Origin of the sequence: Microbispora sp. CA-135349 (genome assembly GCF_050947365.1) — a bacterium.
GTDB lineage: Bacteria > Actinomycetota > Actinomycetes > Streptosporangiales > Streptosporangiaceae > Microbispora.
In genome coordinates this window covers 7,948,249-7,970,807 of sequence record NZ_CP192001.1, presented here as the reverse complement: position 1 = coordinate 7,970,807, position 22,559 = coordinate 7,948,249, and the positions used below count along the sequence as shown (strand labels likewise).

At 70.5% G+C, this 22,559-nt stretch carries 26 protein-coding genes; 18 read left to right on the top strand and 8 right to left on the bottom strand.

Annotated elements, in window-relative coordinates; translation table 11 throughout:
• Positions 1-59 precede the first annotated feature (59 nt).
• Both ACQPZZ_RS36685 and ACQPZZ_RS36680 read right to left on the bottom strand, forming a co-directional pair.
• Positions 60-530, bottom strand: coding sequence for a hypothetical protein (locus ACQPZZ_RS36685; protein WP_432926708.1), 471 nt, complete (start codon positions 528-530; stop codon positions 60-62).
• 34 nt (positions 531-564) lie between these two features.
• Positions 565-1,128, bottom strand: coding sequence for a TetR/AcrR family transcriptional regulator (locus tag ACQPZZ_RS36680; protein ID WP_432926706.1), 564 nt, complete (start codon positions 1,126-1,128; stop codon positions 565-567).
• Positions 1,129-1,226: 98 nt separating this feature from the next.
• Between ACQPZZ_RS36680 and ACQPZZ_RS36675 the strand changes: the two genes are divergently transcribed.
• The 5 genes from ACQPZZ_RS36675 to thpR all read left to right on the top strand — a co-directional run bounded on the left by ACQPZZ_RS36675 (position 1,227) and on the right by thpR (position 4,539).
• A complete protein-coding gene (locus ACQPZZ_RS36675) occupies positions 1,227-1,709 on the top strand; it encodes a helix-turn-helix transcriptional regulator (protein ID WP_363643479.1) in 483 nt (160 codons plus the stop codon).
• Positions 1,710-1,719: 10 nt separating this feature from the next.
• Complete coding sequence (locus ACQPZZ_RS36670; RefSeq protein WP_432926703.1) at positions 1,720-2,145, top strand: VOC family protein; 426 nt, start codon at positions 1,720-1,722, stop codon at positions 2,143-2,145.
• A gap of 159 nt (positions 2,146-2,304) precedes the next feature.
• Positions 2,305-2,748, top strand: coding sequence for a MarR family winged helix-turn-helix transcriptional regulator (locus ACQPZZ_RS36665; RefSeq protein ID WP_363643483.1), 444 nt, complete (start codon positions 2,305-2,307; stop codon positions 2,746-2,748).
• 5 nt (positions 2,749-2,753) lie between these two features.
• Positions 2,754-4,007 carry an MFS transporter gene (locus ACQPZZ_RS36660; protein WP_432926701.1) on the top strand — a complete coding sequence of 418 codons (1,254 nt, stop codon included), beginning with the start codon at positions 2,754-2,756 and terminating at the stop codon, positions 4,005-4,007.
• Positions 3,970-4,539, top strand: a complete 570-nt coding sequence (gene thpR, locus ACQPZZ_RS36655) for an RNA 2',3'-cyclic phosphodiesterase (protein WP_432926699.1) — start codon at positions 3,970-3,972, stop codon at positions 4,537-4,539. Before ACQPZZ_RS36660 ends, thpR begins: the two co-directional genes overlap by 38 nt.
• Before the next feature lie 100 nt (positions 4,540-4,639).
• Here the strand turns inward: thpR and ACQPZZ_RS36650 are convergent, their stop codons facing one another.
• Both ACQPZZ_RS36650 and ACQPZZ_RS36645 read right to left on the bottom strand, forming a co-directional pair.
• Positions 4,640-5,608: an aldo/keto reductase gene (locus ACQPZZ_RS36650; protein WP_363643489.1), complete on the bottom strand. Its 969-nt coding sequence runs from the start codon at positions 5,606-5,608 to the stop codon at positions 4,640-4,642.
• Positions 5,609-5,657: 49 nt separating this feature from the next.
• Complete coding sequence (locus ACQPZZ_RS36645; RefSeq protein ID WP_432926696.1) at positions 5,658-6,227, bottom strand: PadR family transcriptional regulator; 570 nt, start codon at positions 6,225-6,227, stop codon at positions 5,658-5,660.
• 55 nt (positions 6,228-6,282) lie between these two features.
• On the opposite strand from ACQPZZ_RS36645, the gene ACQPZZ_RS36640 reads away from it, so the two are divergent.
• Genes ACQPZZ_RS36640 through ACQPZZ_RS36625 form a run of 4 tightly spaced genes read left to right on the top strand, consistent with a single transcriptional unit; the run spans position 6,283 to position 10,258 of the window.
• The gene (locus ACQPZZ_RS36640; RefSeq protein ID WP_432926694.1) at positions 6,283-7,455 is read left to right on the top strand and encodes an FAD-dependent monooxygenase; all 1,173 of its coding nucleotides are present in this window, start codon (positions 6,283-6,285) and stop codon (positions 7,453-7,455) included.
• Between the two features lie 37 nt (positions 7,456-7,492).
• The gene (locus ACQPZZ_RS36635; protein ID WP_432926692.1) at positions 7,493-8,074 is read left to right on the top strand and encodes a TetR/AcrR family transcriptional regulator; all 582 of its coding nucleotides are present in this window, start codon (positions 7,493-7,495) and stop codon (positions 8,072-8,074) included.
• A gap of 30 nt (positions 8,075-8,104) precedes the next feature.
• A complete protein-coding gene (locus ACQPZZ_RS36630; RefSeq protein WP_432926690.1) occupies positions 8,105-9,505 on the top strand; it encodes an MFS transporter in 1,401 nt (466 codons plus the stop codon).
• The gene (locus tag ACQPZZ_RS36625; RefSeq protein ID WP_432926688.1) at positions 9,506-10,258 is read left to right on the top strand and encodes an SDR family NAD(P)-dependent oxidoreductase; all 753 of its coding nucleotides are present in this window, start codon (positions 9,506-9,508) and stop codon (positions 10,256-10,258) included.
• 4 nt (positions 10,259-10,262) lie between these two features.
• On the opposite strand, the gene ACQPZZ_RS36620 is transcribed toward ACQPZZ_RS36625, so the two are convergent.
• Positions 10,263-11,240: a helix-turn-helix transcriptional regulator gene (locus ACQPZZ_RS36620; RefSeq protein WP_432926686.1), complete on the bottom strand. Its 978-nt coding sequence runs from the start codon at positions 11,238-11,240 to the stop codon at positions 10,263-10,265.
• A 62-nt stretch (positions 11,241-11,302) separates the two neighbouring features.
• Here ACQPZZ_RS36620 and ACQPZZ_RS36615 point away from each other — a divergent pair, with 62 nt between their 5' ends.
• Together ACQPZZ_RS36615 and ACQPZZ_RS36610 are read left to right on the top strand one after the other, a co-directional pair.
• Positions 11,303-12,415 (top strand): epoxide hydrolase family protein, encoded by a 1,113-nt coding sequence (locus ACQPZZ_RS36615; RefSeq protein ID WP_432926684.1) that lies wholly within the window; start codon positions 11,303-11,305, stop codon positions 12,413-12,415.
• A gap of 91 nt (positions 12,416-12,506) precedes the next feature.
• Complete coding sequence (locus tag ACQPZZ_RS36610) at positions 12,507-13,598, top strand: hypothetical protein (RefSeq protein ID WP_432926682.1); 1,092 nt, start codon at positions 12,507-12,509, stop codon at positions 13,596-13,598.
• A 135-nt stretch (positions 13,599-13,733) separates the two neighbouring features.
• Here ACQPZZ_RS36610 and ACQPZZ_RS36605 read toward each other — a convergent pair whose 3' ends face one another.
• Both ACQPZZ_RS36605 and ACQPZZ_RS36600 read right to left on the bottom strand, forming a co-directional pair.
• A complete protein-coding gene (locus ACQPZZ_RS36605) occupies positions 13,734-14,168 on the bottom strand; it encodes a CBS domain-containing protein (RefSeq protein WP_432926680.1) in 435 nt (144 codons plus the stop codon).
• 63 nt (positions 14,169-14,231) lie between these two features.
• Positions 14,232-14,594, bottom strand: a complete 363-nt coding sequence (locus ACQPZZ_RS36600) for a hypothetical protein (RefSeq protein WP_363643509.1) — start codon at positions 14,592-14,594, stop codon at positions 14,232-14,234.
• 88 nt (positions 14,595-14,682) lie between these two features.
• Here ACQPZZ_RS36600 and lhgO point away from each other — a divergent pair, with 88 nt between their 5' ends.
• From lhgO to ACQPZZ_RS36570, 6 genes are all read left to right on the top strand, one after another.
• Entirely contained in the window at positions 14,683-15,867 is a 1,185-nt protein-coding gene (gene lhgO, locus ACQPZZ_RS36595) for an L-2-hydroxyglutarate oxidase (RefSeq protein ID WP_432926677.1), read from the top strand.
• A gap of 18 nt (positions 15,868-15,885) precedes the next feature.
• Positions 15,886-16,608: a response regulator transcription factor gene (locus tag ACQPZZ_RS36590; protein WP_363643513.1), complete on the top strand. Its 723-nt coding sequence runs from the start codon at positions 15,886-15,888 to the stop codon at positions 16,606-16,608.
• 3 nt (positions 16,609-16,611) lie between these two features.
• Entirely contained in the window at positions 16,612-18,027 is a 1,416-nt protein-coding gene (locus tag ACQPZZ_RS36585; RefSeq protein WP_432926675.1) for a sensor histidine kinase, read from the top strand.
• A 61-nt stretch (positions 18,028-18,088) separates the two neighbouring features.
• Positions 18,089-18,457 carry a hypothetical protein gene (locus ACQPZZ_RS36580; protein WP_432926673.1) on the top strand — a complete coding sequence of 123 codons (369 nt, stop codon included), beginning with the start codon at positions 18,089-18,091 and terminating at the stop codon, positions 18,455-18,457.
• Between the two features lie 282 nt (positions 18,458-18,739).
• Entirely contained in the window at positions 18,740-19,039 is a 300-nt protein-coding gene (locus tag ACQPZZ_RS36575) for a helix-turn-helix domain-containing protein (RefSeq protein WP_432926671.1), read from the top strand.
• 623 nt (positions 19,040-19,662) lie between these two features.
• Positions 19,663-20,628: a Fic family protein gene (locus tag ACQPZZ_RS36570; RefSeq protein WP_432926669.1), complete on the top strand. Its 966-nt coding sequence runs from the start codon at positions 19,663-19,665 to the stop codon at positions 20,626-20,628.
• Positions 20,629-20,801: 173 nt separating this feature from the next.
• On the opposite strand, the gene ACQPZZ_RS36565 is transcribed toward ACQPZZ_RS36570, so the two are convergent.
• Entirely contained in the window at positions 20,802-21,467 is a 666-nt protein-coding gene (locus ACQPZZ_RS36565; protein WP_432926667.1) for a TetR/AcrR family transcriptional regulator, read from the bottom strand.
• Positions 21,468-21,572: 105 nt separating this feature from the next.
• Here ACQPZZ_RS36565 and ACQPZZ_RS36560 point away from each other — a divergent pair, with 105 nt between their 5' ends.
• Positions 21,573-22,520 carry an SDR family NAD(P)-dependent oxidoreductase gene (locus ACQPZZ_RS36560; protein WP_432926665.1) on the top strand — a complete coding sequence of 316 codons (948 nt, stop codon included), beginning with the start codon at positions 21,573-21,575 and terminating at the stop codon, positions 22,518-22,520.
• Positions 22,521-22,559: the final 39 nt, after the last annotated feature.

Sequence of the window (22,559 nt, the reverse complement as noted above, 5' to 3'; positions counted from 1 at the left end):
CCGGCGTCTTCGCGTGCGTCCTGGGCCGCCGGGTTCCCGTCCCGGCGGCCCGGCGTACGTCACAGGGCCGTCGCGGCGGCGAACGTGCACACGGCGGCCGCGAGCATGAGCGTGTGCAGGATCATGTGTTCCAGATTGGGCCGTGGACGCTCGCCCCGGCGGGGGAGCACGATGACGGTCTTCGCGTAGGTGCGCGCGTGCAGCGCGGCCCAGGTCTCGCCCGTGCCCGCCGTCGCCCACGGCACCGTCACCCCGGCCAGGTACGGCAGCCACCACAGGGCGAGGCCGCCGAGGAGCGCGAGCAGCTCGGCGGCCGCCCCGGCGTAGGCGAGGGCGGGTAGCCCGGCCGCGGGCGCCCAGACGAGCAGCAGGGCGGGGAGCGCCAGGATCGGCCCGTTCACGGCCACCTCGGTCAGCTGCTCCGACCTCTTCGCCTCCCGCACGTTGTTCAACGGGAAGAGGTCGGCGAGCGTCGTGAGGATGAAGTAGGCGTCGGCGGCGACGACCAGGAGCAGCGCGGTGAGAAACATGGCCGGAAGTCCTTCCTGAACCGGATCGGGGGGATCACGCGCCGTGCCGTGCCCGGATTCCCTCCAGGAACGTCGATACGGCGGTGTCGAACCAGGCGTCGTAATAGGCGGCGGGTGCGGCCGGCGGCTCCGGCGTCTCGCCGAACTCGGCCAGAGCGAGACCGGTCACCAGGACGTACAGCGCCTGGACCAGGTGCAGCGCCTCGTCGTCGGTGAGGCGCAGCCCTTCGTGCATGGCCGACAGGACGAAGGGAACGGCCCTCTCGAACACCTCCGGCGACGCGTTCCGCACGGCGACGACGGCCGCGGCCCCGGGGTGGGCCCGAAGGGCCTCGCGCAGGTCGCGCGCCATGCCGTGAAGCAGCTCCCGCCAGGGCCGGCCGGGAACGAACGCCGCGACCACCTGACGCGCGACGCGGTCCGCGACCAGCTGGAGCAGGGCCGCCTTGTTCGGCACGTGGTAGTAGAGCGACGCCGCCTTCACCTCGAGGTGCGCGGCCAGCGTGCGCATCGAGAGCGCGGCGAAGCCCTCCCGATCCAGGACGTCGAAGGCGGCGTGGACGATCGCCTCGGTGTCGATGCGTGGGGCCGGGCTCATTCGGTGCCTTTCTAACGTCGTTAGAATGGCAACCTAACATCGTTAGAATGCCTCGGCAGGTGCGCAGATCTGTCGGTGCGGCGGGCTAGTGTCGTGACGTGGCCGTGAGGGGACAGCGGACGGTGCCGGTGGAGCTGCTGCCGCGGCTGCGCCTGGCCAGGGACCGCATGGACCGCGACTACCGGAGCGAGCTCGATCTCGACCGGCTCGCGGCCGTCGCCGGGGTCTCCAAGTTCTACTTCGTCCGCTGCTTCGAAGCGGCGTACGGCGAGACGCCGATGCGCTACCTCACCCGGCGGCGGCTGGAGCGCGCCCAGGACCTGCTGCGGTTCGCCAACCTGACCGTGACCGAGGTCTGCATGGCCGTGGGGTTCAGCAGCCTGGGGTCGTTCTCGGCCAAGTTCCGCCGGATGGTGGGAGAGAGCCCGAGCGAGTACCGCGACCGGTGGGCGGCGCGCGGCGGCCCCCGCGTCCCCGGCTGCTTCCTGTTCATGAACGGAGTGCTCGACCTGCGTGGTGCGCCGAAGCGGGACGACGATTGTGCAATTTCGGAGAAGCCCAGGTCAGAGGGGTCAAAGTAGCATCTGGCGCATGATTCGGAACGTCTCCTTGATCACGCTTTACTGCCGGGACCAGGACGAGGCCCGCGACTTCTACGTGGACGTCCTCGGCTTCGTCCCCAACACCGACGTCCAGTTGGACGGGTTCCGCTGGGTCACCATCAACCACCCGGACCAGCCGGAACTCGAGATCACGCTGATGAAGCCGGGGCCGCCGCTCGACGAGGAGGGTGCCGACTTCTATCGCAGGCAGCTCGACAAGGGCCAGGCCGGCGCCCTGGGGCTGCGCGTGGACGACTGCCGCAAGACCTGCCAGGAGCTCACGGCCAAGGGCGTGACGGTCCTGCAGGAGCCCGCGGACCGGCCGTACGGTGTGGAGGCGGTTATCCGCGACAACCAGGGCAACTGGCTCGTCCTGGTCGAGCCGAAGGAGTTCGCGCCGGAGGACTTCGCCTGACGCGATGCGCGTACACGGGCCCGGCCCCCCCACGGGGGCCGGGCCTTGATCGTTCATGCCCCGGACCGCGCCGGTACGGTGTGTCGCGATCCCCACGCAGAGCCGAACGATTTGGAGGAATGCGGGCATGAAACATATAGTTAGCAAAGGTAATGAGTCATGCTAACGAACGCCCAGAACTTGCGCAGCGACGCCGCTCTCGCGTCCGCCCTGCGCGTGTCCCTCGCCCGGTTGACGCGACGGATGCGCAAGCAGGCCGCGCACCACTCACTGACGCCCACACAGCTCGCGACGCTCGTCGCCGTCGAGCGCCACACCGCAATGACCCCCGGCGAGCTCGCGGAGCACGAGAAGGTGCAGCCGCCCTCGATGACCCGCGTGATCGCCAAGCTGGAGGAGCGCGGCCTGCTGGAACGCAGCCCCCATCCGACCGATCGCCGGCAGGTGACGGTGCGGGTGACGGCCCAGGGGGCGGCGCTGCTCAAGGAGGAACGCCGGACGAAGGAAGCCTGGCTGGCGCAGCGGCTCAAGGACCTGACGCCGGAGGAACGGGCGACGTTGCGCGCGGCGGCGCCGATCCTGGAGAAGCTGTCCACGATGTAGGCGGCATGTTCCGCTCGCTGCGGAACTACAACTACCGCCTGTTCGCCTCCGGCGGCGTCGTCTCCAACGTCGGCACCTGGATGCAGCGCACCGCCCAGGACTGGCTGGTCCTCGACCTCGCGCACGGCCGCGGCTCGGCGCTCGGCGTCACCGTGGCGCTGCAGTTCCTGCCGACGATGCTGTTCGGGATGTTCGGCGGGGTGATCGCGGACCGCTACCCCAAGCGCCGGATCCTCATGGCCGCCCAGACCCTCATGGGGCTGCTGGCGCTCACCATGGGCGTGCTGGTCCTCACGGGGACGGCCCAGGTCTGGCACGTGTACGCCATGGCGTTGACGCTCGGCCTGGTGTCCTGTGTCGAGGTGCCCACACGGCAGTCGTTCGTGGTCGAGATGGTGGGCCGCCGGGACCTGCCCAACGCCATCGCGCTGAACAGCTCGACCTTCAACCTCGCCCGGGTCGTCGGCCCGGCGGTGGCCGGCCTGCTGATCTCCTGGATGGGCACCGGTCCGATCTTCGTGCTGAACGCCGTGTCGTTCGCCGCCGTGATCACCGGGCTCGCGCTCATGCGGGCGTCCGAGCTGCGCTCGCCGGAGCCGGTGCCACGGGGCAAGGGGCAGTTGCGGGAGGGCCTGCGCTATGTCGGCGGCCGCCCCGACCTGTTGCTGCCGCTGCTGCTCGTGGCGTTCATGGCGATCTTCGCGCAGAGCTTCTCGACCAGCATCGCGCTGATGGCCAAGCAGGCGTTCGGCGCGGGCGCGTCCTCCTTCGGCGTGGCGTCCAGCGCGTTCGCCGTCGGGGCGTTCGGCGGGGCGCTGCTGGCCGCGCGCAGGCTCAAGCCGAGCCCCCGCTTCCTGATCGCCGGGGCGCTGTGCTTCGGGCTGTTCCAGGTCGCCGCCGGTCTCGTCCCCGGATACCCGGCCTTCCTGCTGATGCTCGTCCCCGCGGGCATGGCGATGATCACGGTCAACACGACCGTGAACACGATCGTGCAGCTCGGCGCCTCGCCCGAGATGCGCGGCCGCGTGATGGGCATCTATGTGCTGGTCTTCACCGGGGGAGCCCCGATCGGATCACCGCTGGTCGGCTGGCTCGCCGAAGTGGCCGGTCCCCGGGTCTCGGTCGTGGCCGCCGGCGTGCTGAGCATGTGCGGCGTCTGCCTGGCGGTGCTGGTGACCCGGATGGTCGCGGCACGCGTGGCTGCCAGGGAAGAATCGGCACGTGAGCAGATTGTTCGTGGCGCTGCTGCCGCCGCCTGAGGCGCTGGCGGAGATCGCCACGGCGGTCGAGCCCGTACGCGCCGAGTGGACGGAGCTGCGCTGGGTCGATCCCACGCTGTGGCACGTGACCGTGGCCTTCCTCGGCGAGGTGCCCGACGATGTCCTGCCCGAACTGCGCGTACGGCTGGCCCGGGCGGCCGGCCGCTATTCCCCCGAGACGGTGTCGTTCGGCGGCGCCGGAGCCTTTCCCTCCGCCTCCCGCGGACGCATCTTCTGGGTCGGCCTGGACGCCGGACCGGCACTGACCCGGCTCGCGGGCTCGGTGGCGGCCGGGGCCCGGCGGGCCGGGGCGGCGGAGACGGACCGCAAGCGGTTCCATCCCCATCTCACCCTGGCCCGTTCGAGAACCCGGTCACGCCACGGCGACGACCTGCGCCCCCTGGTCGGCGCCCTGAGCGCCTTCGGTGGACGGCGCTGGGAGGTGTCGTCGGTGCACCTCGTACGCAGCCACACCGGGGCGAGCGTGCGGTACGAGCAGGTCGAGGCGTACCCATTGGCAGTCCGCGACTAGGCTCCATGACGTGGATCGTCCTCGTCGCTGGCTGTTGCCCACGGTGCTCGCGCTGCTCGTGCTCATCGTGATCGTCGGCGCACTGCTCAACAGCGCCTGATCACCAGGCGTACTCCTCGGGGGCGGTCTTGAAGCCGGGGAAGATCTCGTCGAGCCGGGCGAGCGCCTTGTCGTCCAGCTCGATTTCCAGTGCCCGGATCGTGCCGTCGAGCTGCTCGACCGTGCGGGGGCCGATGATCGGCGCGGTGACCGCCCGCTGGTGCAGCAGCCACGCCAGTCCGACGTTGGCCGGGTCCTCGCCGAGCTCGTCGCAGAACGCCTCGTACCGCTCGATCTTGTCGCGGTGCTTGTCGAGCTGGGCGGCGATCATGTCGGACGCCGAACGGCCCTTGTCGATCTTGCGCAGGATGCCGCCGAGCAGGCCGCCCGCCAGCGGGCTCCACGGGATCAGCCCGAGGCCGTAGTCCTCGCACGCCGGGATGACCTCCAGCTCGGGCGCCCGGACGAGCAGGTTGTAGTGGGACTGCTCGCTGACCAGGCCGAGGGTGTTCCGGCGGCGGGCCGACTCCTGGGCCTTGGCGATGTGCCAGCCGGCGAAGTTCGACGAGCCGACGTACAGGATCTTGCCCTGCTGCTTGAGGATGTCCATGGCCTCCCAGAACTCGTCGAACGGGGTGTCCCGGTCGATGTGGTGGGCCTGGTAGACGTCGATGTAGTCGGTCTGCATGCGGCGCAGCGAGGCCTCCGCCGCCCGCCGGATGTTCAGCGCGGACAGCTTCTCCTCGTTCGGCCAGTCGCCCATCGAGCCGTACAGCTTGGTGGCGATGACCGTACGCTCACGACGGCCGCCGCCCTGGGCGAACCAGCGGCCGATGATGTTCTCGGTGATCCCCTCGCCCTTCTTCCAGCCGTAGACGTTGGCCGTGTCGAAGAAGTTCAGGCCGAGCTCGTGAGCGCGATCCATGATCGCGAACGAGTCCTCTTCCGTGGTCTGCGGACCGAAGTTCATGGTCCCCAGGCAGAGCTTGCTGACCAGCAGGCCGGTGCGGCCAAGGTGTCCGTATTCCATGCCCCCACCCTAGGTACCTGGAGTGGACTCCAGTCGAGCCCGGCACGCGTCAGATCTGGAAGTCCCAGGTGAGGCGGCCCTCGCTCAGGTCGTCGGCGAGGCCGCGCGCGAACTCCAGCTCCGTGGCGACCTGGGCCCGCTGATACTCGGACTCCACGAGGAAGAGGCGGGGAACGAAGTTCAGGCTGTCGGCCATCTCGGTGTCGAGCGCGGACAGCCGCGCCTCCAGCGCCGCGATCCGCTGCCGCAGCGCCGCCAGCGCCTCCTCGGGCGGCAGCACGGGCAGGAAGGCGAGCGCGGCGGGGAACTCGGGGAACTCCCTGGCCGGGGTGGACAGCATGGTCCGCATCCACTGCTTGAGCGTCTCCCGGCCCGTCTCGGTGGCTTCGTAGACCGTCCGCTCCGGCCGGTTCTCCTCGCGGGTGGTCTCACGGACGGCGAGGAGTCCGTCGCGGACCAGGCGCTCGATCGTCTGATAGACGCTGTTGCGCTGCGCGACGTTGACCACGTCGTCCTGGTGCCGCTCCTTGATCAGCTGCTGCATCCGGTACGCGTGCATCGGCGACTCGCAGACCAGGGCGAGCACGGCCGTGGCCAGGGGAGAGCGCCGTGTCGACATGACGCCCATCATAGGGGCCTTGCCGCTATATAGTCATAATATGTATAGTAATTACATGACCAAGAAAGCTCTGATCATCGGTGGCGGGATCGCGGGTCCCGTGACGGCCATGGCGCTGCAGCGCGCCGGAATCGACAGCGAGGTCTTCGAGGCCTACGACAGGGGCGCCGAGGGCGTCGGCGCTTTCCTCACGCTCGCGGTCAACGGGCTGGAGGCCCTGCGTCTGCTCGACCTCCACGACCTCGTCTGCGATCTCGGCATGGACACCCCGGTCATGGAGATCCGCAACGCCCGCGGCAGACTGCTGGCGACCACGAACCAGCCGAGCCGTACGCTCAGGCGCGCCGACCTCTACCGGGAACTGCGCGACGAGGCCGTACGGCGGGGCGTGCGGATCCACTACGGCAAGCGGCTCGCCGACGCCTCGGCCACCTCCCACGGGGTGCGGGCGGTCTTCGCGGACGGCGGCGAGGCCGAGGGCGACCTGCTGGTGGGCGCCGACGGGCTGCGCTCGCGCACCCGCGCCCTCATCGACCCCGGCGCCCCCCGCGCCCGATATGTCGGGCTGCTGAACACCGGCGGCTTCGCCGAGGGAGTGCGGGTGCCGGGCCGGCCGGGGGTCTGCTACTTCATCTTCGGCAGGCGGTGCTTCTTCGGTTACATGATCCACCCGGAGGGGCAGGTGTGGTGGTTCGCCAACCCGCCGAGCCGCAGGGAGATGACCCCCGAGGAGCTCGCTGCGATCACTCCCGAGCAGCGGCGGGCCGGGCTGATGGACCTGTTCGAGGGCGACACGGGGCCGATGCGGGAGATCATCGCCGCGACCCCGCACATCCTGCCGGCCTGGAGCACCTACGACTTCCCGACCGTGCCGAAGTGGTTCAACGAGCGCATGGTGATCGTCGGAGACGCCGCCCACGCCACCTCGCCGTCCTCCGGGCAGGGTGCGTCGATGGCGATCGAGGACGCCGTCACGCTCGGCAAGTGCCTGCGCGACGTGCCGGACACCGCGGGCGCGTTCGCCGCCTTCGAGCGGTTGCGGCGTGAGCGGGTCGAGCGCGTCGTGGCGCAGGGCAAGCGCAACGGGGACGGCAAGGCGCCGGGCGTCGGCGGGGCCTTCGTCCGCGACCTGATCCTTCCCGTGATCATGCGGCAGGTGGAGAAGCGGAACGCGCTGGCCTGGATGTACGACCACCGCATCACCTGGGACGAGCGCGTCACGGCTTAATTGACTGATCGTTCTGATATGGCTTAGAGTTCAGGGCATGGCGAGGACCAAGGAGTTCGACCCCGACGTCGCGCTGGAGCGGGCCCTGAACCTGTTCTGGCGCCGCGGATACGAGGCCACGTCGATGGCCGACCTGGTCGAGCATCTCGGCATCGGCCGCGCCAGCCTGTATGCCACTTTCGGCGGCAAGCACGACCTCTACGTGAAGGCGCTGGAGCGGTACGCGCAGATGTGCGATCCGAACCTCGTCGAACTGCTGTCGCAGCCCGGTCCCGCCCTGCCGGCTGTACGGGCCCTGGTCGAGCGCTACACCGAGGACTCGATCCGTGATCCCGAGCGGCGTGGCTGCATGGTCGTGAACGCGGCCACCGAACTCCTGCCCCACGACGAGCCGGTCGCCCGGCTCGTCGAGACCAGCTGGACGAGCCTGGAGACGGCGCTGACCTCGGCGCTCATCCGCGCCCGCGCCCAGGGGGAGATCTCCGCCGAGGCCGACCCCAGGGCGCTGGCGCGGTTCGTGCTCGTCTTCCTCCAAGGGCTGCGGGTGATGGGCAAGAGTCAGGGTGATCCCGCCCGCATGCGCGACGCCGCCGCCCAGGCCCTCGCGATGCTCCGCTGATCTCGTTGTGGAAGGAGGAGTGCGCTTTTCATGCCTTCATTCTTGACTGATCGGTCTAGAAACACGGCGGCGTTCGTCGTGCTCGGCGGTGCGCAGGTCACGCTGGTCGCGGCGATCACTCTTCTCACCGTGCCGCTGCCGGCCGTCCAGCGGGAGTTCGGCCTCGGACAGGGAGACCTGGCGCTGCTGACCTCGGCGTACGGGCTGACCTTCGGCGGGCTGCTGCTCCTCGGGGGCAGGCTCGCCGACCGGTGGGGCGCCCGGGAGGTGTTCCTCGCCGGGATGGCCCTGCTCGCACTGGCGTCGGCGGCGGGCGGGCTGGCTCCGGACCACGCCGTCCTGCTCGCCGCGCGCTTCGCCCAGGGAGTGGGCGCCGCGATGGCCGCCCCCGCGGCCGTCTCCCTGGTGACGCGGCTCCGCCCGGACGTCCGGCAGCGTGAGCGCGCTCTGGCCGTGTGGGGCACCCTGTCGGTCACCGGGGCCGTCGCCGGCAGCCTGTTGTCCGGCCTCGTCGCAGCCGTGACCTCGTGGCGCTGGTCGTTCCTCCTGCCCGCCGCCGTCGGCGTCGCGGCCGTGGCCGCCGGGGCCTTCCTGCTGCCGTCCGCGCCTCGTACGGAGGTCCGCCTCGACGTGCCCGGTGCGCTGCTCGCCACGGCGGGGCTGGTGACGTTCGCCTACGGCCTGCTGGAGGGCGCGACGGCCGTCACCGTCACCGGACTGCTGCTGACGTCCGGTTTCTTCGTCCTTCAGACGAGGTCGCCGCGGCCGCTGCTGCCGCCCCGGCTCGTGGCACACCGCCGCAGGGGCGCCGCCCTGCTCGTCGTCTTCGTCACGGCGGCCGCCAGCGCGACGACCACGTTCCTGCTCAGTCTCCACATGCAGCAGGTGCGCGGGATGTCGCCGATCTCCACGAGCCTGGCCTTCCTGCCCTTTCTCCTGGTCGTCGTCATGGGGCCGGTGAGCGGCCGCCTGCTGCGCCGCTTCGGCGTGCGGCGCGTGCTGGTCGCCGGGTTGCTGCTCGCAGCGGTGTCGATGCTGCTGCTCGGCAATGTCGCGGCCGGGGGAAGCGTGCTCGCCGGGCTGCTGGTCTTCCCGGTGGCCTCGGGACTGGCCTTCTCCGGCGCCACCGTGGCGGCCCTCGACGACGTGCCCGCCGAGGACGCGGGGGCGGCCGGGGGACTGGTCAACACCGCCATGGAGGCGGGGCCGACGGTGGGCCTCGCCGTACTCGTGGCGCTCGCCGAGGCCCGCGCGGGCCACGTATCGGCGGGCGGCGCCCAAGCCGTGACCGAGGGCTACGGATTCGCCCTCACCGCCATGGCCCCGGTCTTCCTTCTCACGGCGGCGACGGTCGCCGTCGCGTTCACCCGAACAGCCCTCACCCGAACAGTTCTCACCCGGACAGCCCTCACGCAGACAAGGGAGCGATAGATGAGATTCACGGACAAGGTCGTGCTGGTCACCGGAGCGGGTTCCGGCGTCGGGCGGGCGCTCGCCCAGGGATTCGCCCGGGAGGGCGCCACCGTCGTGGCCGCCGCACGGAGCCCGGAGGCGCTGGAGCAGACCGTCAAGCTGATCGAGGCCGAGGGCGGCCGGGCCGCCGCGGTCACGGTCGACGTGACCGACTCGGCCGCCGTGGCCCGGCTCGTCGGCGAGATCGTCGCCCGCTTCGGCCGCCTCGACGTCGCGGTCAACAACGCCGGGATCTTCGCGGCGGGCACCGTCGTGGACATGCCGGAGGAGGACTGGGCGCGTGTCCTCCAGGTCAACACGACGGGCGTCTTCCTCGCGTTGAAGCACGAGATCGCCGCGATGCGCGCGCAGGGATCGGGCGTGATCGTGAACATCGCGTCGAACATCGGGGCCCACACGCGCAGGGCCGGGCTGGGCGCCTACGCCGCGTCGAAGGCGGCCGTCAGCGCCCTGACCCGTACGGCGGCGCTGGAGTGCATCGGGGACGGTATCAGGATCAACGCGGTCAGCCCGGGGCCGCTGGACACCGACATGTCCAAGCGCCCCGGCGAGACCGAGGGCGACCGGGCCGCCCGGATGAGGGAGTCGCTGCCGATCGGCCGCGTCGGCACCCTCGACGAGATCACCGGCACCGTGCTCTGGCTCGCCTCGGACGACGCCGGCTTCGCGGTGGGGCTCGATCTGGTGCTCGACGGCGGCGCCTCGGCCTGACCCCTCATGGCCCCTCGGCCGCGGCCGCGGCGGCGGTCGCGCGGGCGTAGCGGGCGGTGAGAGCGCGCAGGTGGTCGACCAGTTCCGGCGGGCCGGTGACCTCGAAGTCGAGGTCGAGCAGGCCGAGGTGGACGGCGAGCGAGTTCACGGTGTCGGCTCCCGTCGCGAGCACGCAGGTATGGCCGCCGACGTCCTCCACGACGCCGACGGCGGGGTTGATCCGCGCGGCGACCACCTCGGCGGGGGCGTGGACGAGCACCCGGGCGCGGTGCCGCCAGGCCGCCGACGACACGCCCCGGGCGACGTACGCCGCCGCTCCGCCCTCCGGCGGGTCGCGGGGCGGGAAGCGCGGGCCGGTGGGAGTTCGTGGCGCGATGCGGTCCACCCGGAACGTGCGCCAGTCGTCGCGGTCGACGTCCCAGGCCACGAGGTACCACCGGCGTCCCCAGGACACGAGCCGGTACGGCTCGGCCACCCGGACGCCGGAGGAGCCGTCGTGGCCGCGATAGTCGAACCGCAGCCGTTCGCGGTCGCGGCAGGCCGCGGCCAGCACGCTCAGCACGGCCGGGTCGACCGCCGGACCCGGCCGATCGGGCGGCACCGGTTCGGTGTAGGTCTGCAGGGCTCCGACGCGGCGGCGCAGGCGGGACGGCAGCACCTGTTCGAGCTTGGCGGCGGCGCGCTCGGCCGCCTCCTCGACGCCCGTCACGCCGGCGGCGGCCCGCAGCCCGATCGCCGCGGCCACCGCCTCCTCGTCGTCGAGGAGCAGGGGCGGCATCGCCGTCCCCGCGACCAGCCGGTAGCCGCCGTCCGTGCCCCGGGTGGACTCCACCGGATAGCCGAGTTCGCGCAGCCGGTCGACGTCGCGGCGCACCGTCCGCTCGCTCACGCCGAGCCGTTCGGCCAGGATCGCGCCGGGCCAGTCGCGCCTGGCCTGGAGCAACGACAGCAGGCGCAGCAGCCGCGCCGAGGTTTCCAGCATGTTCTCAGTCTGACGGCACTTCAGGACAGAAGCTGTCCGGAAGGGTCCGTACTGTCGGTGTCATGAGCGACAACACGCCTCCGATCAGGCCTTTCCGCATCGACGTCCCCCAGGCCGACCTCGACGACCTGAAGGACCGGCTCGCCCGGACCCGCTGGCCCGACGAGGTTCCGGGCGCGGGATGGGATTACGGCATGCCGGTCGCGTACGTGAAGCGGCTGGCCGAGTACTGGCGGGACGGGTACGACTGGCGTGCCCACGAGGCCGAGATCAACCGGTATCCGCAGTTCATCACGGAGATCGACGGGCAGGACATCCACTTCCTGCACGTGCGGTCACCGCACGAGGACGCCCTTCCGCTGATCCTCACCCACGGCTGGCCGGGCTCGATCGTGGAGTATCTCAAGATCATTGAACCGCTGACGAACCCCGAGGACCCGGCGCGGGCGTTCCACCTGGTGATCCCGTCGCTGCCCGGCTTCGGCTTCTCCGGCCCGACGAGGGAGCGGGGCTGGAACCGGTTCCGTACGGCCCGGGCCTGGGCGGAGCTCATGCGCAGGCTCGGCTACGACCGGTACGGCGCCGTGGGCAACGACGGCGGCTCGTTCGTCTCGCCCGAGGTGGGCCGGGTGGACCCCGAGCACGTCGTCGGCGTCCACGTCACGCAGATCTACTCCTTCCCCTCCGGCGACCCGGCGGAGATGGCGAACCTCACCGACGAGGAGCGGAAGGGGCTGGAGGTGCTGCGGTGGTTCTCCGAGAACAAGATGTCGTTCAACATGGTCCACTCGCAGCAGCCGCAGACGCTGTCGTACGGGATCTTCGACTCGCCGGCCGGGCTGCTGGGCTGGAACACCCAGTTGTTCGGTGAGGACGTCGACGACGACTTCATCCTGACCAACACGATGCTCTACTGGGCGACCGGCACCGCCACGTCGGCGACGCGGTTCTACTACGAGGACGCGCACGCCGAGCATCCCACGGAGCCGACGACGGTCCCGCTCGGCCTGGCGATGTTCGAGGGCGACTTCGTGTCGATGCGCACCTTCGCCGAGCGCGATCACAAGAACATCGTCCACTGGCGGTCCTACGACGCGGGCGGCCACTACGCCGCCCATCTGCGGCCGGAGGTGCTCGCCGCCGATCTGCGCGACTTCTACGACAGTCTGCGGTGAAGCGGCGCATATCCGATTCTTGACCTGATCCGGGGCGTGCGGGGGAATGCCGGCCGCCGCACGCGGAGCGGGCATCGGGAATGATGACCACATGGGGCGAGCAACGGGGCGGACGCGGACGAGACGGATTTCGCGGGCCGTCCTCGCTCTCCTCGCGGTCGCGGGCGCGGCGCTCCCCGGAACGGCGGCGCGGGCCGACGTCACAAAGCGGGCCGACGTCACAAAGCGGGCCGACGTCACGAGGCGGGCCGACGACGGGGACAAACCGCTGTTCCGGATCCGGGACGAGCGCGTCGGCGAGTCGAGCGGCCTCGCGGTCTCGCCCACCCACAAGGGCATCGTCTACACGCACAACGACAGCGGCAACGGCCCGCGGATCTACGCGATCGGCCCGGACGGCCGTACGCGGGCGACCTTCACGATCGGGAACGCCGAGGCCAGGGACTGGGAGGCCATCGCGGCCTCCACCGACCGCACGACCGGCCGCGGGGTGCTGTGGATCGCCGACATCGGCGACAACCTCGACACCTGGCCGGACGTGTCCGTCTACAAGGTCGCCGAGCCGCGGACGATGGCGGACGCGACGCTGCGGGCCACGCGGTATCGCTTCCGGTACGCCGACGGCCCCCGCAACGCCGAGGGGCTGATGGTGAATCCCCGCACCGGCCGGTTGTACGTCGTCAGCAAGGAGATCTCCGGGGGCGTCTACGCCGCCCCGGCGAAGCTGCGCACCGACACGGTGAACGTCCTGCGCCGGGTGGGGCCCGCGCCCATCATGGCCACCGACGCGGCGTACGCACCCGACGGGTCGAGCTTCGTCATCCGCACGTACTTCTCGGCGTCCGTCTATCGGTCGCCGGGGAAGCTGCTCGCGCACGTCACGATGCCGCCGCTCGACCAGGCCGAGTCGATCGCGTACACCCGGGACGGCAGGGCGCTGCTCGCCGGGAGCGAGGGGAGCGACAGCCCGGTCTACCGGGTGCCGCTGCCGGCCGCCGCGCTCCCGAGCCCCTCACCCCGTCCGAGCGCCCGGAGCTCCGCCCGGCCGCGCGCGGTCGCGGCGCCGAGCGAGGCGGCCGCCGCGGACGACCTGCTCGGCGTGCCGCTGCGGGTGTTATGGGTCGCGGTCGCCCTGGGCGCGATCGGGATCATCGCGTTCATCGCCTACCGCACGGGCCGCTGACCGACGCGAGACCCGTCCGCGACCGTGTTCGCCCTGGCTTGGCACCGGGTGCACGTGATCAACGACCGGGCCCGCTCAGGCGAAGGGCCGGGCCGCCGTTCCCGGCGACACCCGGCCCGGAGCGCGCCGCGAGAGTCAGCTCCGCGCGTAGATGCGGTGCACGAACTCCGCGAGCTTGCTGTCGGGTAGCTCCTTGGCCAGATCGGCCTCGGTGATCATCCCGACGATCCTGTGGTTGTCGATCACCGGCATGCGCTTGATCTGGTGCTCCTCCATCTTCGCCAGGGCGTCCTCGACGCTGGCACCGGCGTCGACCCAGACGAGACCGCGGGCGAGCTCGCTCGCCGTGGTCTGGTCGAGGTCCTTGCCCTCGGCGCAGCACTTGATCACGATGTCGCGGTCGGTGATGATGCCCTTGAGCCGGTCGTCGTCCCCGCAGATGGGCAGGGCGCCCACGCTCATGTCGCGCATCATCTCCGCCGCCCTGCGCAGGCTCTCGTGCTCGCCGATGCATTCGGCGCCCTCGTGCATGACCTGGCCGGCGGTCTTGGTCGCTCCCTCTGTGGTCATGGCTAACCCCCGATGTCCTCTTTTAGGCGGTTATGCCCCATTCGTCGGGAAATATGAGCGCGTTCATAGCCTGGGCAGGAAGTGTTCGCCGCGCAGGGCGCGCTCCACGAGCGCGATCGACTCGGCCAGCCGCACGAGCCGGGGGCCCTCCTGGCGGTAGGCGTCGAGGACCGCCTCGATCGCGTGCGGGGGCAGGTGCTCCTTCAGGTCGACCGCCGCTCCGCGATATCCCTCCCGCGCCGCCTGGATCGAGGCCGCCACCTGCTGACGGGCCATCCGGGCGAGCGCGAGCGGATGGCGGCGCAGCACGCCGTACGCGCGGTAGTCCGGCGGGACCGCGTCGAGCAGCCACGACACGGCCGAGACCGCCCAGTCGGGGCTGCCGGGAGGGCGCACCTCGGGTGGCCAGCCGGGTGGCACGTACACACCGTCATCGTACCGAACACAGGTTCGATCACCGTGGAGCGGCTCCGGCTGAGACAATGGCCGGCATGCTGTCGACAACGGTACGGACATGAGGATCGGGATCGTCGGCGCCGGGATCCTCGGTCTGGCCGTGGCCCGGCAGATGGCGCGGGCGGGCGCCGAGGTGACCGTCCTGGAGAAGGAGCCCCGGATCGCCGCCCACCAGACCGGGCACAACAGCGGGGTCGTGCACGCCGGGATCTACTATCAGCCCGGCTCGCTGAAAGCGACCCTCTGCCGGGAGGGCGCCGCGATGCTGCGCGAGTACTGCGCCGAGCACAGCCTGCCGTACGACGAGGTGGGCAAGCTCGTCGTGGCCTCCACCCGGGCCGAGCTGCCCGGGCTGCGCCGCATCGGCGAGCGGGCCAGGGAGAACGGCGTGCCCGGCATCGCCGAACTCGACGCGATCGGCCTGCGGGAGGTGGAACCGCACGCGGTCGGGGTCGCCGCCGTCCACTCGCCGCACACCGCGATCACCGATTTCTCCGCGGTCGCCCGCCGCCTCGCCGCCGACGTGGCCGAGGCCGGCGGCTCCGTACGGCTCTCGCGTCCCGTACGCGCGATCAGGCAGACCACCGACGGGGTGGCGGTGGCGGCCGGGCCGGAGAGGCTCACCTTCGACCGGCTGATCTCGTGCGCCGGCCTCGGCACCGACCGCGTGGCGGATCTGGCCAGGGCGGGCGGCGACGTGCGGATCGTCCCGTTCCGGGGGGAGTACTACCGGCTCGCCGGCTGGGCGCGCGACCTGGTGAGGGGCCTCATCTATCCCGTGCCCGACCCCCGCTATCCCTTCCTCGGGGTCCACCTGACCCGCCGGATCGACGGGGAGGTCCTGGTCGGGCCCAACGCCGTGCCGGCGCTCGCCCTGGAGGGCTACTCGTGGCGCCGGGCCTCGGCCCGCGACCTGCGCGGCATCCTGTCCTGGCCGGGCACCCGGCGCATGGCGGCCGAGCACTGGCGCACCGGTCTGCGCGAGGTGTACGGCTCGCTGGCCAAACACGCCTTCGTGTCCGCCGCCCGGCGGTACGTGCCCGCCCTGGTCCCGGCCGATCTCGTACGCACCGGGGGCGGCGTGCGGGCGCAGGCCGTGGCGCGGGACGGCAGGTTGGTCGACGACTTCGTCATCGACGTGCGCGGGCGGATCGTGCTCGTGCGGAACGCGCCCTCACCTGCGGCTACGAGCAGCCTCGCGATCGCCAGACATATCGCTTTAACGGTTCCCTTAACCAATTAGGTCTAGAGTGCTTCCGCCATGGTCCCTGAATCTCCCGAAGCCCGGCTGCTGATCGTCGAGGACGAGCCGAACATCCTCGAACTGCTCGCGGCCAGTCTCCGGTACGCCGGATTCGAGGTCCACACCGCGTGCAACGGCGGTGAGGCGGTCGCCGCGGCCCAGCGGCACCGCCCGGACCTGATCGTGCTCGACGTCATGCTGCCCGACATGGACGGGTTCGACATCGTCCGCAGACTGCGCGGCGGCGGCACCCACACGCCCGTGGTCTTCCTCACCGCGCGGGACGCCACCGAGGACAAGATCCGCGGCCTGACGCTCGGCGGCGACGACTACGTGACCAAGCCGTTCAGCCTGGAGGAGGTCGTCGCCCGGATCCGGGCCGTGCTGCGCCGCACCGCCGGGGACCCGATGATCACTTCGCCGCGGCTGACCTTCGCCGACATCGAGCTGGACGAGGAGTCCCATGAGGTCTGGCGCGGCGGCCGGGCCGTGTCCCTGTCGCCGACGGAGTTCAAGCTGCTGCGTTACTTCATGTGCAACGCCGGCCGGGTGCTGTCCAAGGCCCAGATCCTCGACCACGTGTGGGACTACGACTTCCGCGGCGATGCCGGGATCGTCGAGTCGTACGTGTCGGTGCTGCGGCGCAAGCTCGACCACGCCCATTCCCGGTCCCACCCCCGGCTCATCCACACGCTGCGCGGCGTCGGTTACGTCATGCGGACACCACCCGCCGGCGCCTGAGCCGTGTCCGGGCGTACGCCGCTGCGGATCCGGCTCAGCGCGGCCATGCTGGCGCTGGTCGCGGTCGCCCTCGCGGCCGTCGGCGTGGGCAGCGTCTCGGTGCTGCGCGACTACCTGGTCAGCCGGGTCGACATGCAGGTCGGCATGCTGGCGCGCGAGACGGAGAAACGGCTCGACCGGGGTCCGGCGGCGTTCGCACGGCTCAGGGTGCCGCCCGAGGGCCGGGTGGAGATCCTGGACACCGACGGCAGGACGGTGCTCGCGCAGGCGGGCATGAGCGTGGAGGGTCTGCCGGGCCCCCGCACCGTGACCTCCCAGAACCCGGTGACGGTCTCCGCCGTCTCCGGCGACGGCCTGTGGCGGGCCCGGGTGGTGCCCGTCGAGGGCTTCGGCACGGTCGTCGTCGCGATGGACATGGCCTCGGTCGGGCAGATCACCACGCGGCTCACCCTCATCGAGGCGCTGGTCGGCGGCGCCCTGATGGTCGTGCTCGCCGTCGTCGGCGTCGTGATCGTACGGCGCAGCCTGCAGCCCCTGGCGGAGATCGAGGCGACCGCCGAGGCCATCGCCCGGGGGAACCTCGGCAGCCGGATCCCCGACCGCGACCCGCGTACGGAGGTCGGGCGGCTCGCCCGCGCGCTGAACGGCATGCTCGCCCAGATCGAGGCGGCGTTCCAGGCCCGGGCGGCCTCCGAGGCGGCGGCCAGGGAGTCCGAGGCCAAGGCGCGGGAGTCGGAGGCGCGCATGCGCCGTTTCGTCGCCGACGCCTCGCACGAGCTGCGCACACCGCTCACCTCGATCCGGGGATTCGCCGAGTTCCACCGGCAGGTGCCGGACGCCGACACGACGCGGCTGATGTCGCGGATCGAGAGCGAGGCCGCCCGCATGGGCCTGCTGGTGGAGGACCTCCTGCTGCTCGCCCGGCTCGACCAGCAGCGCCCGCTGCGCATGCAGCCGGTGGACCTGCTGGCCCTGGCGGCCGACGCGGTCCACGACGCCATCACCCTCTGCCCCGGCCGCGACGTCTCGCTGGTGGTCGAGGGGGACGCGGCGCTGATCGTCTCGGGGGACGAGGTGCGGCTGAGGCAGGTCGTGGGCAACCTGATGAGCAACGCCACCACCCACACGCCCGAAGGGACCCCGATCACCGTTCGCGTCGGCAGCCGGGACGGCACGGCGTTCATCGAGGTGGCGGACAAGGGACCCGGCCTCACTCCCGAGCAGGCCGCCCGGGTCTTCGAGCGCTTCTACCGCGCCGATCCCTCCCGTACGCGGCCGTCCGGCGGCAGCGGCCTCGGGCTCGCGATCGTGGAGTCCCTCGTCCGGGTGCACGGCGGCGAGGTCGGCCTGGAGACGGCCCCCGGCGCCGGCGCCGCCTTCCGCGTCACCCTCCCCCTCGCCCCCGAAGCCCGCACCTGACCGCTGTTTCCGTTTGACGCACGCGCCCTCGGCGGTGGAGCTTGGGGGGCGGGAGGTGCGCATGGCGATTCCCCGGAAGGGTTCACGGCTCATCACGGTCGACGGCGTCGCCTACCGGTGGCGGATCCGCCGCAAGCCCGCGTATGGGCAGGCGATCGAGGGGGCACTGACCTTTGCGATCGAGCTCGCGGAAGGGCCGGGCCGGGTTCTCCTCGTGTCGCTTCCCTTCTCCCGACCGGATGCCTGGGTGGGGGAGCGAACGATGGCCGTACGGCCGGCGCTCGTGGCGGCGGTCGTCCGGATGGCTCTGGGCCAAGGCTGGGACCCCTGCCGGGCGGGCCGCGCCTTCGACCTCGACGTCACCGAGGACGATTTGGCGGCAATGCTGGGCGGACCGCCCGTCTACGAAGTCCCCTTCGCCCGTCGGTGACCGCTCCCGGCCCCGGGTCGTCCCCTGCCCGGAGAGACTGCCTGAGCCGAATCCGGTGTAGGCATCGGATCGACCGTCACTGTTACGCGAGCTGCGGTTCTATCTCAACGACATCGCGGTACGGATCACCTACTGGATCGAACCCGGGCGCAGAATGGTGCTTTAGACGGTTTTCGACAAGTCCAGGCCACGCGACGAGCGTGAGATAGAGAAGCGGGCTCGCCGGGCCTTACGCCGCTGCATCGAGGCGGTGCACACCGTGGATGAGAAAGAAGAAGTGGTATGAGCGAGCAGGAGAGCTGGCGGGAGCTCCGGCATCGCCGGATGGCCGAGCCCGGCGCAGTCGAAGCCTACGAGGCCGCACGTCTCGCTTTCGAACTGGGAAAGACGGTCCGGGTGATGCGGGAGACACGAGGCTGGAGCCAGAGTGATCTGGCTCGTGCGGCCGGTATGACCCAGTCAGCGGTGCCGCGGTTCGAGGCCGGAGGGACGGTGCCCACCCTGCCTGTCATCGAGCGCTTGGCGAGTGCTCTGGACGCGGAAGTCGAGGTCCGCCTGACACCCCGGGCTCCCGCTGCATGACCAGGGCGCTCGCCGGCACGGGCATTTCCCGCCCCGTGGGCCCGCAACCCCCCAGGAGTAGCGGGATCGTGAGACCTCCGAGCGGCGTGGCGTCGCGTTGCCCGGAGGTCGTCGTGGCGCCACGGCTCTTCGCTCCATCCGCCCCGTCATCGTCCTCAGCTCGTACGAGGACGACATGAGCAAGCTCTGCGGCAAGGCGGTCCGCCTCGTACGCGTGTAGATGCTGAGTCATTGCCCCAGCGATACGACGACCACCGAACGGCTAATGCGGCATCGGCGGCACCGGTGTCAACGCAGGCGACCCTTCGGCCTGGTGCCCGACTGGGCTGACGGCCTCTTTAGAGGAGTAGCCGGGGTTGCTGAGACCTCCGGGTGGCGGTTCAGCCCTGCTCGGAGGTCTCGTCATGGCTCGAGGAGCCCATGGCGGGAGGGCGACGTCAGCCAAGCACCTGGCTGCTCCGACATCGGTTCTCCTCGACCTGGCACGGCGAGTTGTTCGGTTCGATTGATTCAGCGGAGGCGAACAACCAGAGGGATTTTGTTCGGTACGGTTATATGGGTTCAGCCGAACAAAACCATGGGAGGCGCCGGTGTCGGGACCGGGAGGGCCATCCAGGGCGACCGTGTACCAGCGCCTTGACGAGGCCGTCCGAGAGCTCCGTGACCGCTTGGGCGGTTTGCCTTCGCCCGCCGAGGCGGAGGACATCTGGTCCGACATCTGGCACCAGGAGGCTCACAACAGTACTGCGATCGAGGGCAACACCCTCGTCCTGCAGGAGGTGGAGAAGCTCCTCGAGGAGGGTCGGGCTGTAGGTGCGAAGCCGCTCAGGGACTACATGGAGGTGAGGGGGTACGGCGATGCCGCGAAGTGGGTGTATGGGCAGGCACTGGAGCCAGGAGACTGGCAGAACGGTGAACTCATCACGCTCCAGGAGGTTCGTCAGATACACCACACCGCCATGTCGCTCGTGTGGGCTGTGGATCCCCACCCGCATGCCACCTCCGCCGAAGGGCCGGGGAACTTCCGACAGCACGAGATCGCCAGGTTCCCCGGGGGCATGAAACCGCCGTCATGGCCGGAAGTGGATCCCCAGATGCGGGACTGGGTGAAGACGATTGACGGCCTTCGGGACGAGTCGGAAGAAGCCCTCCCCGAACGCTTGGCCCGGATTCACAACCGATTTGAGCAGGTACGCCCGTTCCTCGACGGCAACGGACGGACAGGCCGCCTGGTGCTCAACTTGATACTCGGCAGAATCGGATACCCGCCCGCGATCATCTACAAGCGCGATCGCGACAAGTACCTTCAGGCGATGCGCCGAGCTGACAATGACGAGTTCGGCCCGTTGGGCGAACTTATCGCACGCAGTGTGACGACGAATCTGTACCGCTTCGTCATGCCGGCGGTGGCCGGTCCGGTCAAGCTTGTCCCACTACCCGCTCTCGCCACGCGAGACGTCACCGAGAACGCACTTCGTGTGGCCGCTGCACGGGGACGACTCCGTGCGGTCAAGGGGGACGACGGCATGTGGCGTAGCAGCAAGAAGTGGGTGCACGATTACCTCAAGTCGAGGCATCGTAGGTCGTGACGCATCTGCTGACCAGAAGATGCGACCACTCCTATTACGCCTATATCAACGGCTACTGCGGCCTCGGCGGCACCAACGTCAAGCTAGGTGACCTATCCGGGTGGGCCGCCTGCCCGACGGGCCTGGTCCTGACCGAGGATCGAGGCTCCAGGACCTGTCCAGTGCAAGGCATGTCAGCCGCGGGGTAGCACGCCCAGGAGGGTTGCGGTAAGGGCCAGCTTCAAGGAGTCCTTCAGCTCCAAGTGGAAGCGGGCGAGGTCGGGCTCGGCCTGGTAGGCCGCCTGCAGGCTGGGTGGGGGTGTGCTGTACGCCGACAGCGCGCCGGCCATGACCATGGTTTGCAGGCTGAACAGTGTTGCGTTCTCGCCCAGCTCCGGCAGGCAGTTCTGGATCAGGGCGGTCATGGTTGTCAGGCGGTCCAGGGAGGCGCGCTTGTAGCGCGCCACGACCTCGACGGAGACGTTGTGTTCCAGGACGCTGCCCTGTGCGCCGAAGAGGTCGCAGAGCACCGTTCGGCTCGAGAGCGAGCGGCTGAGGATCTCTGCCACCGCTGCCGCTCGCTCAGCCATGGGCAGATCTCCGTCGATGCCGGCGGCCAACTCGCCCGCCAGTTCCGTCAGCCACTCCTGCAGGAAGCGGTCCAGTAGTTCCAGCAGCACCGCCTCGCGAGACTCGAAGTAGCGCAGCACGTTCGGCTTCGCCAGGCCTACCCGGCGGCTGAGCTCGTTCAGGGTGACCGCAGCCACAGGCATCTCACCGAGCATCGCCGACGCCGTGTCGAGGATCCCCCGCCGACGGATCTCCCGCTGCTCTTCGGTTCGCGCCCGCTGGAAGCTCACGATCGCCAGCCTAACTTAAGTACCTCCGGTACGTTGACAACGTACCGGAGGTACTTTAGCGTTACAGACAGAAGATACCTTCGGTACGTTAGATGGGAGCCTGGCATGGGCAAGAAGTGGACGACGGCGAACATTCCGGACCAGCGCGGGCGGGTGGCCGTGGTGACCGGAGCCAACACCGGACTGGGATACGAGACCGCCAAGGCGCTCGCCGAGCGCGGGGCGTCCGTGGTCCTCGCCGTGCGCAACGTCGAGAAGGGCGAGCAGGCCGCGGCCCGCATGACCGGCGACGTGACCGTGCAGGCGCTGGACCTGACCTCGCTCGACTCCGTCCGCACCGCCGCGGCGGCGCTGCGGTCCCGGCTCGACCGCATCGACCTGCTGATCAACAACGCCGGAGTGATGTACACCCCGAAGCAGACCACCCGGGACGGCTTCGAGATGCAGTTCGGCACCAACCACCTCGGCCACTTCGCGCTCACCGGGCTGCTACTGGACCTGATGCTGCCGGTGCCCGGCTCGCGCGTGGTGACGGTCAGCAGCACCGGCCACCGCATCCGGGCCGCGATCCACTTCAACGACCTGCAGTGGGAGCGGTCGTACAGCCGGGTCGCCGCCTATGGTCAGTCAAAGCTGGCCAACCTGATGTTCACGTACGAGTTGCAGCGCCGGCTCGCCACGCACGGCATCACCGTCGCGGTGGCCGCGCACCCCGGCATGTCCAGCACCGAACTCGCCCGCAACACCCCCGCGGCCCTCCGGCTTCCGCTCACCTGGCTCGCGCCGCTGATCACCCAGACGCCGGCGATGGGCGCGTTGCCGACCCTGCGTGCCGCCACCGACCCCGCCGTGCTCGGCGGCCAGTACTACGGTCCCGGCGGACGCTTCGAGGTCATGGGCCACCCCCGGCTGGTCACCTCCAGCCCGCAGTCGTACGAGGTAGCCGTCCAGCAGCGGCTGTGGGCCGTCTCCGAAGACCTCACCGGAGTGAAGTTCCCCGTCGTTCAGTCCAAGCAGAACTCGTTTTCCTCCGGATCGGCCATCACGATGTAGCCCGCGTCGGTAGGAGGCGCCGGCTCCTCGCGGCGCAAG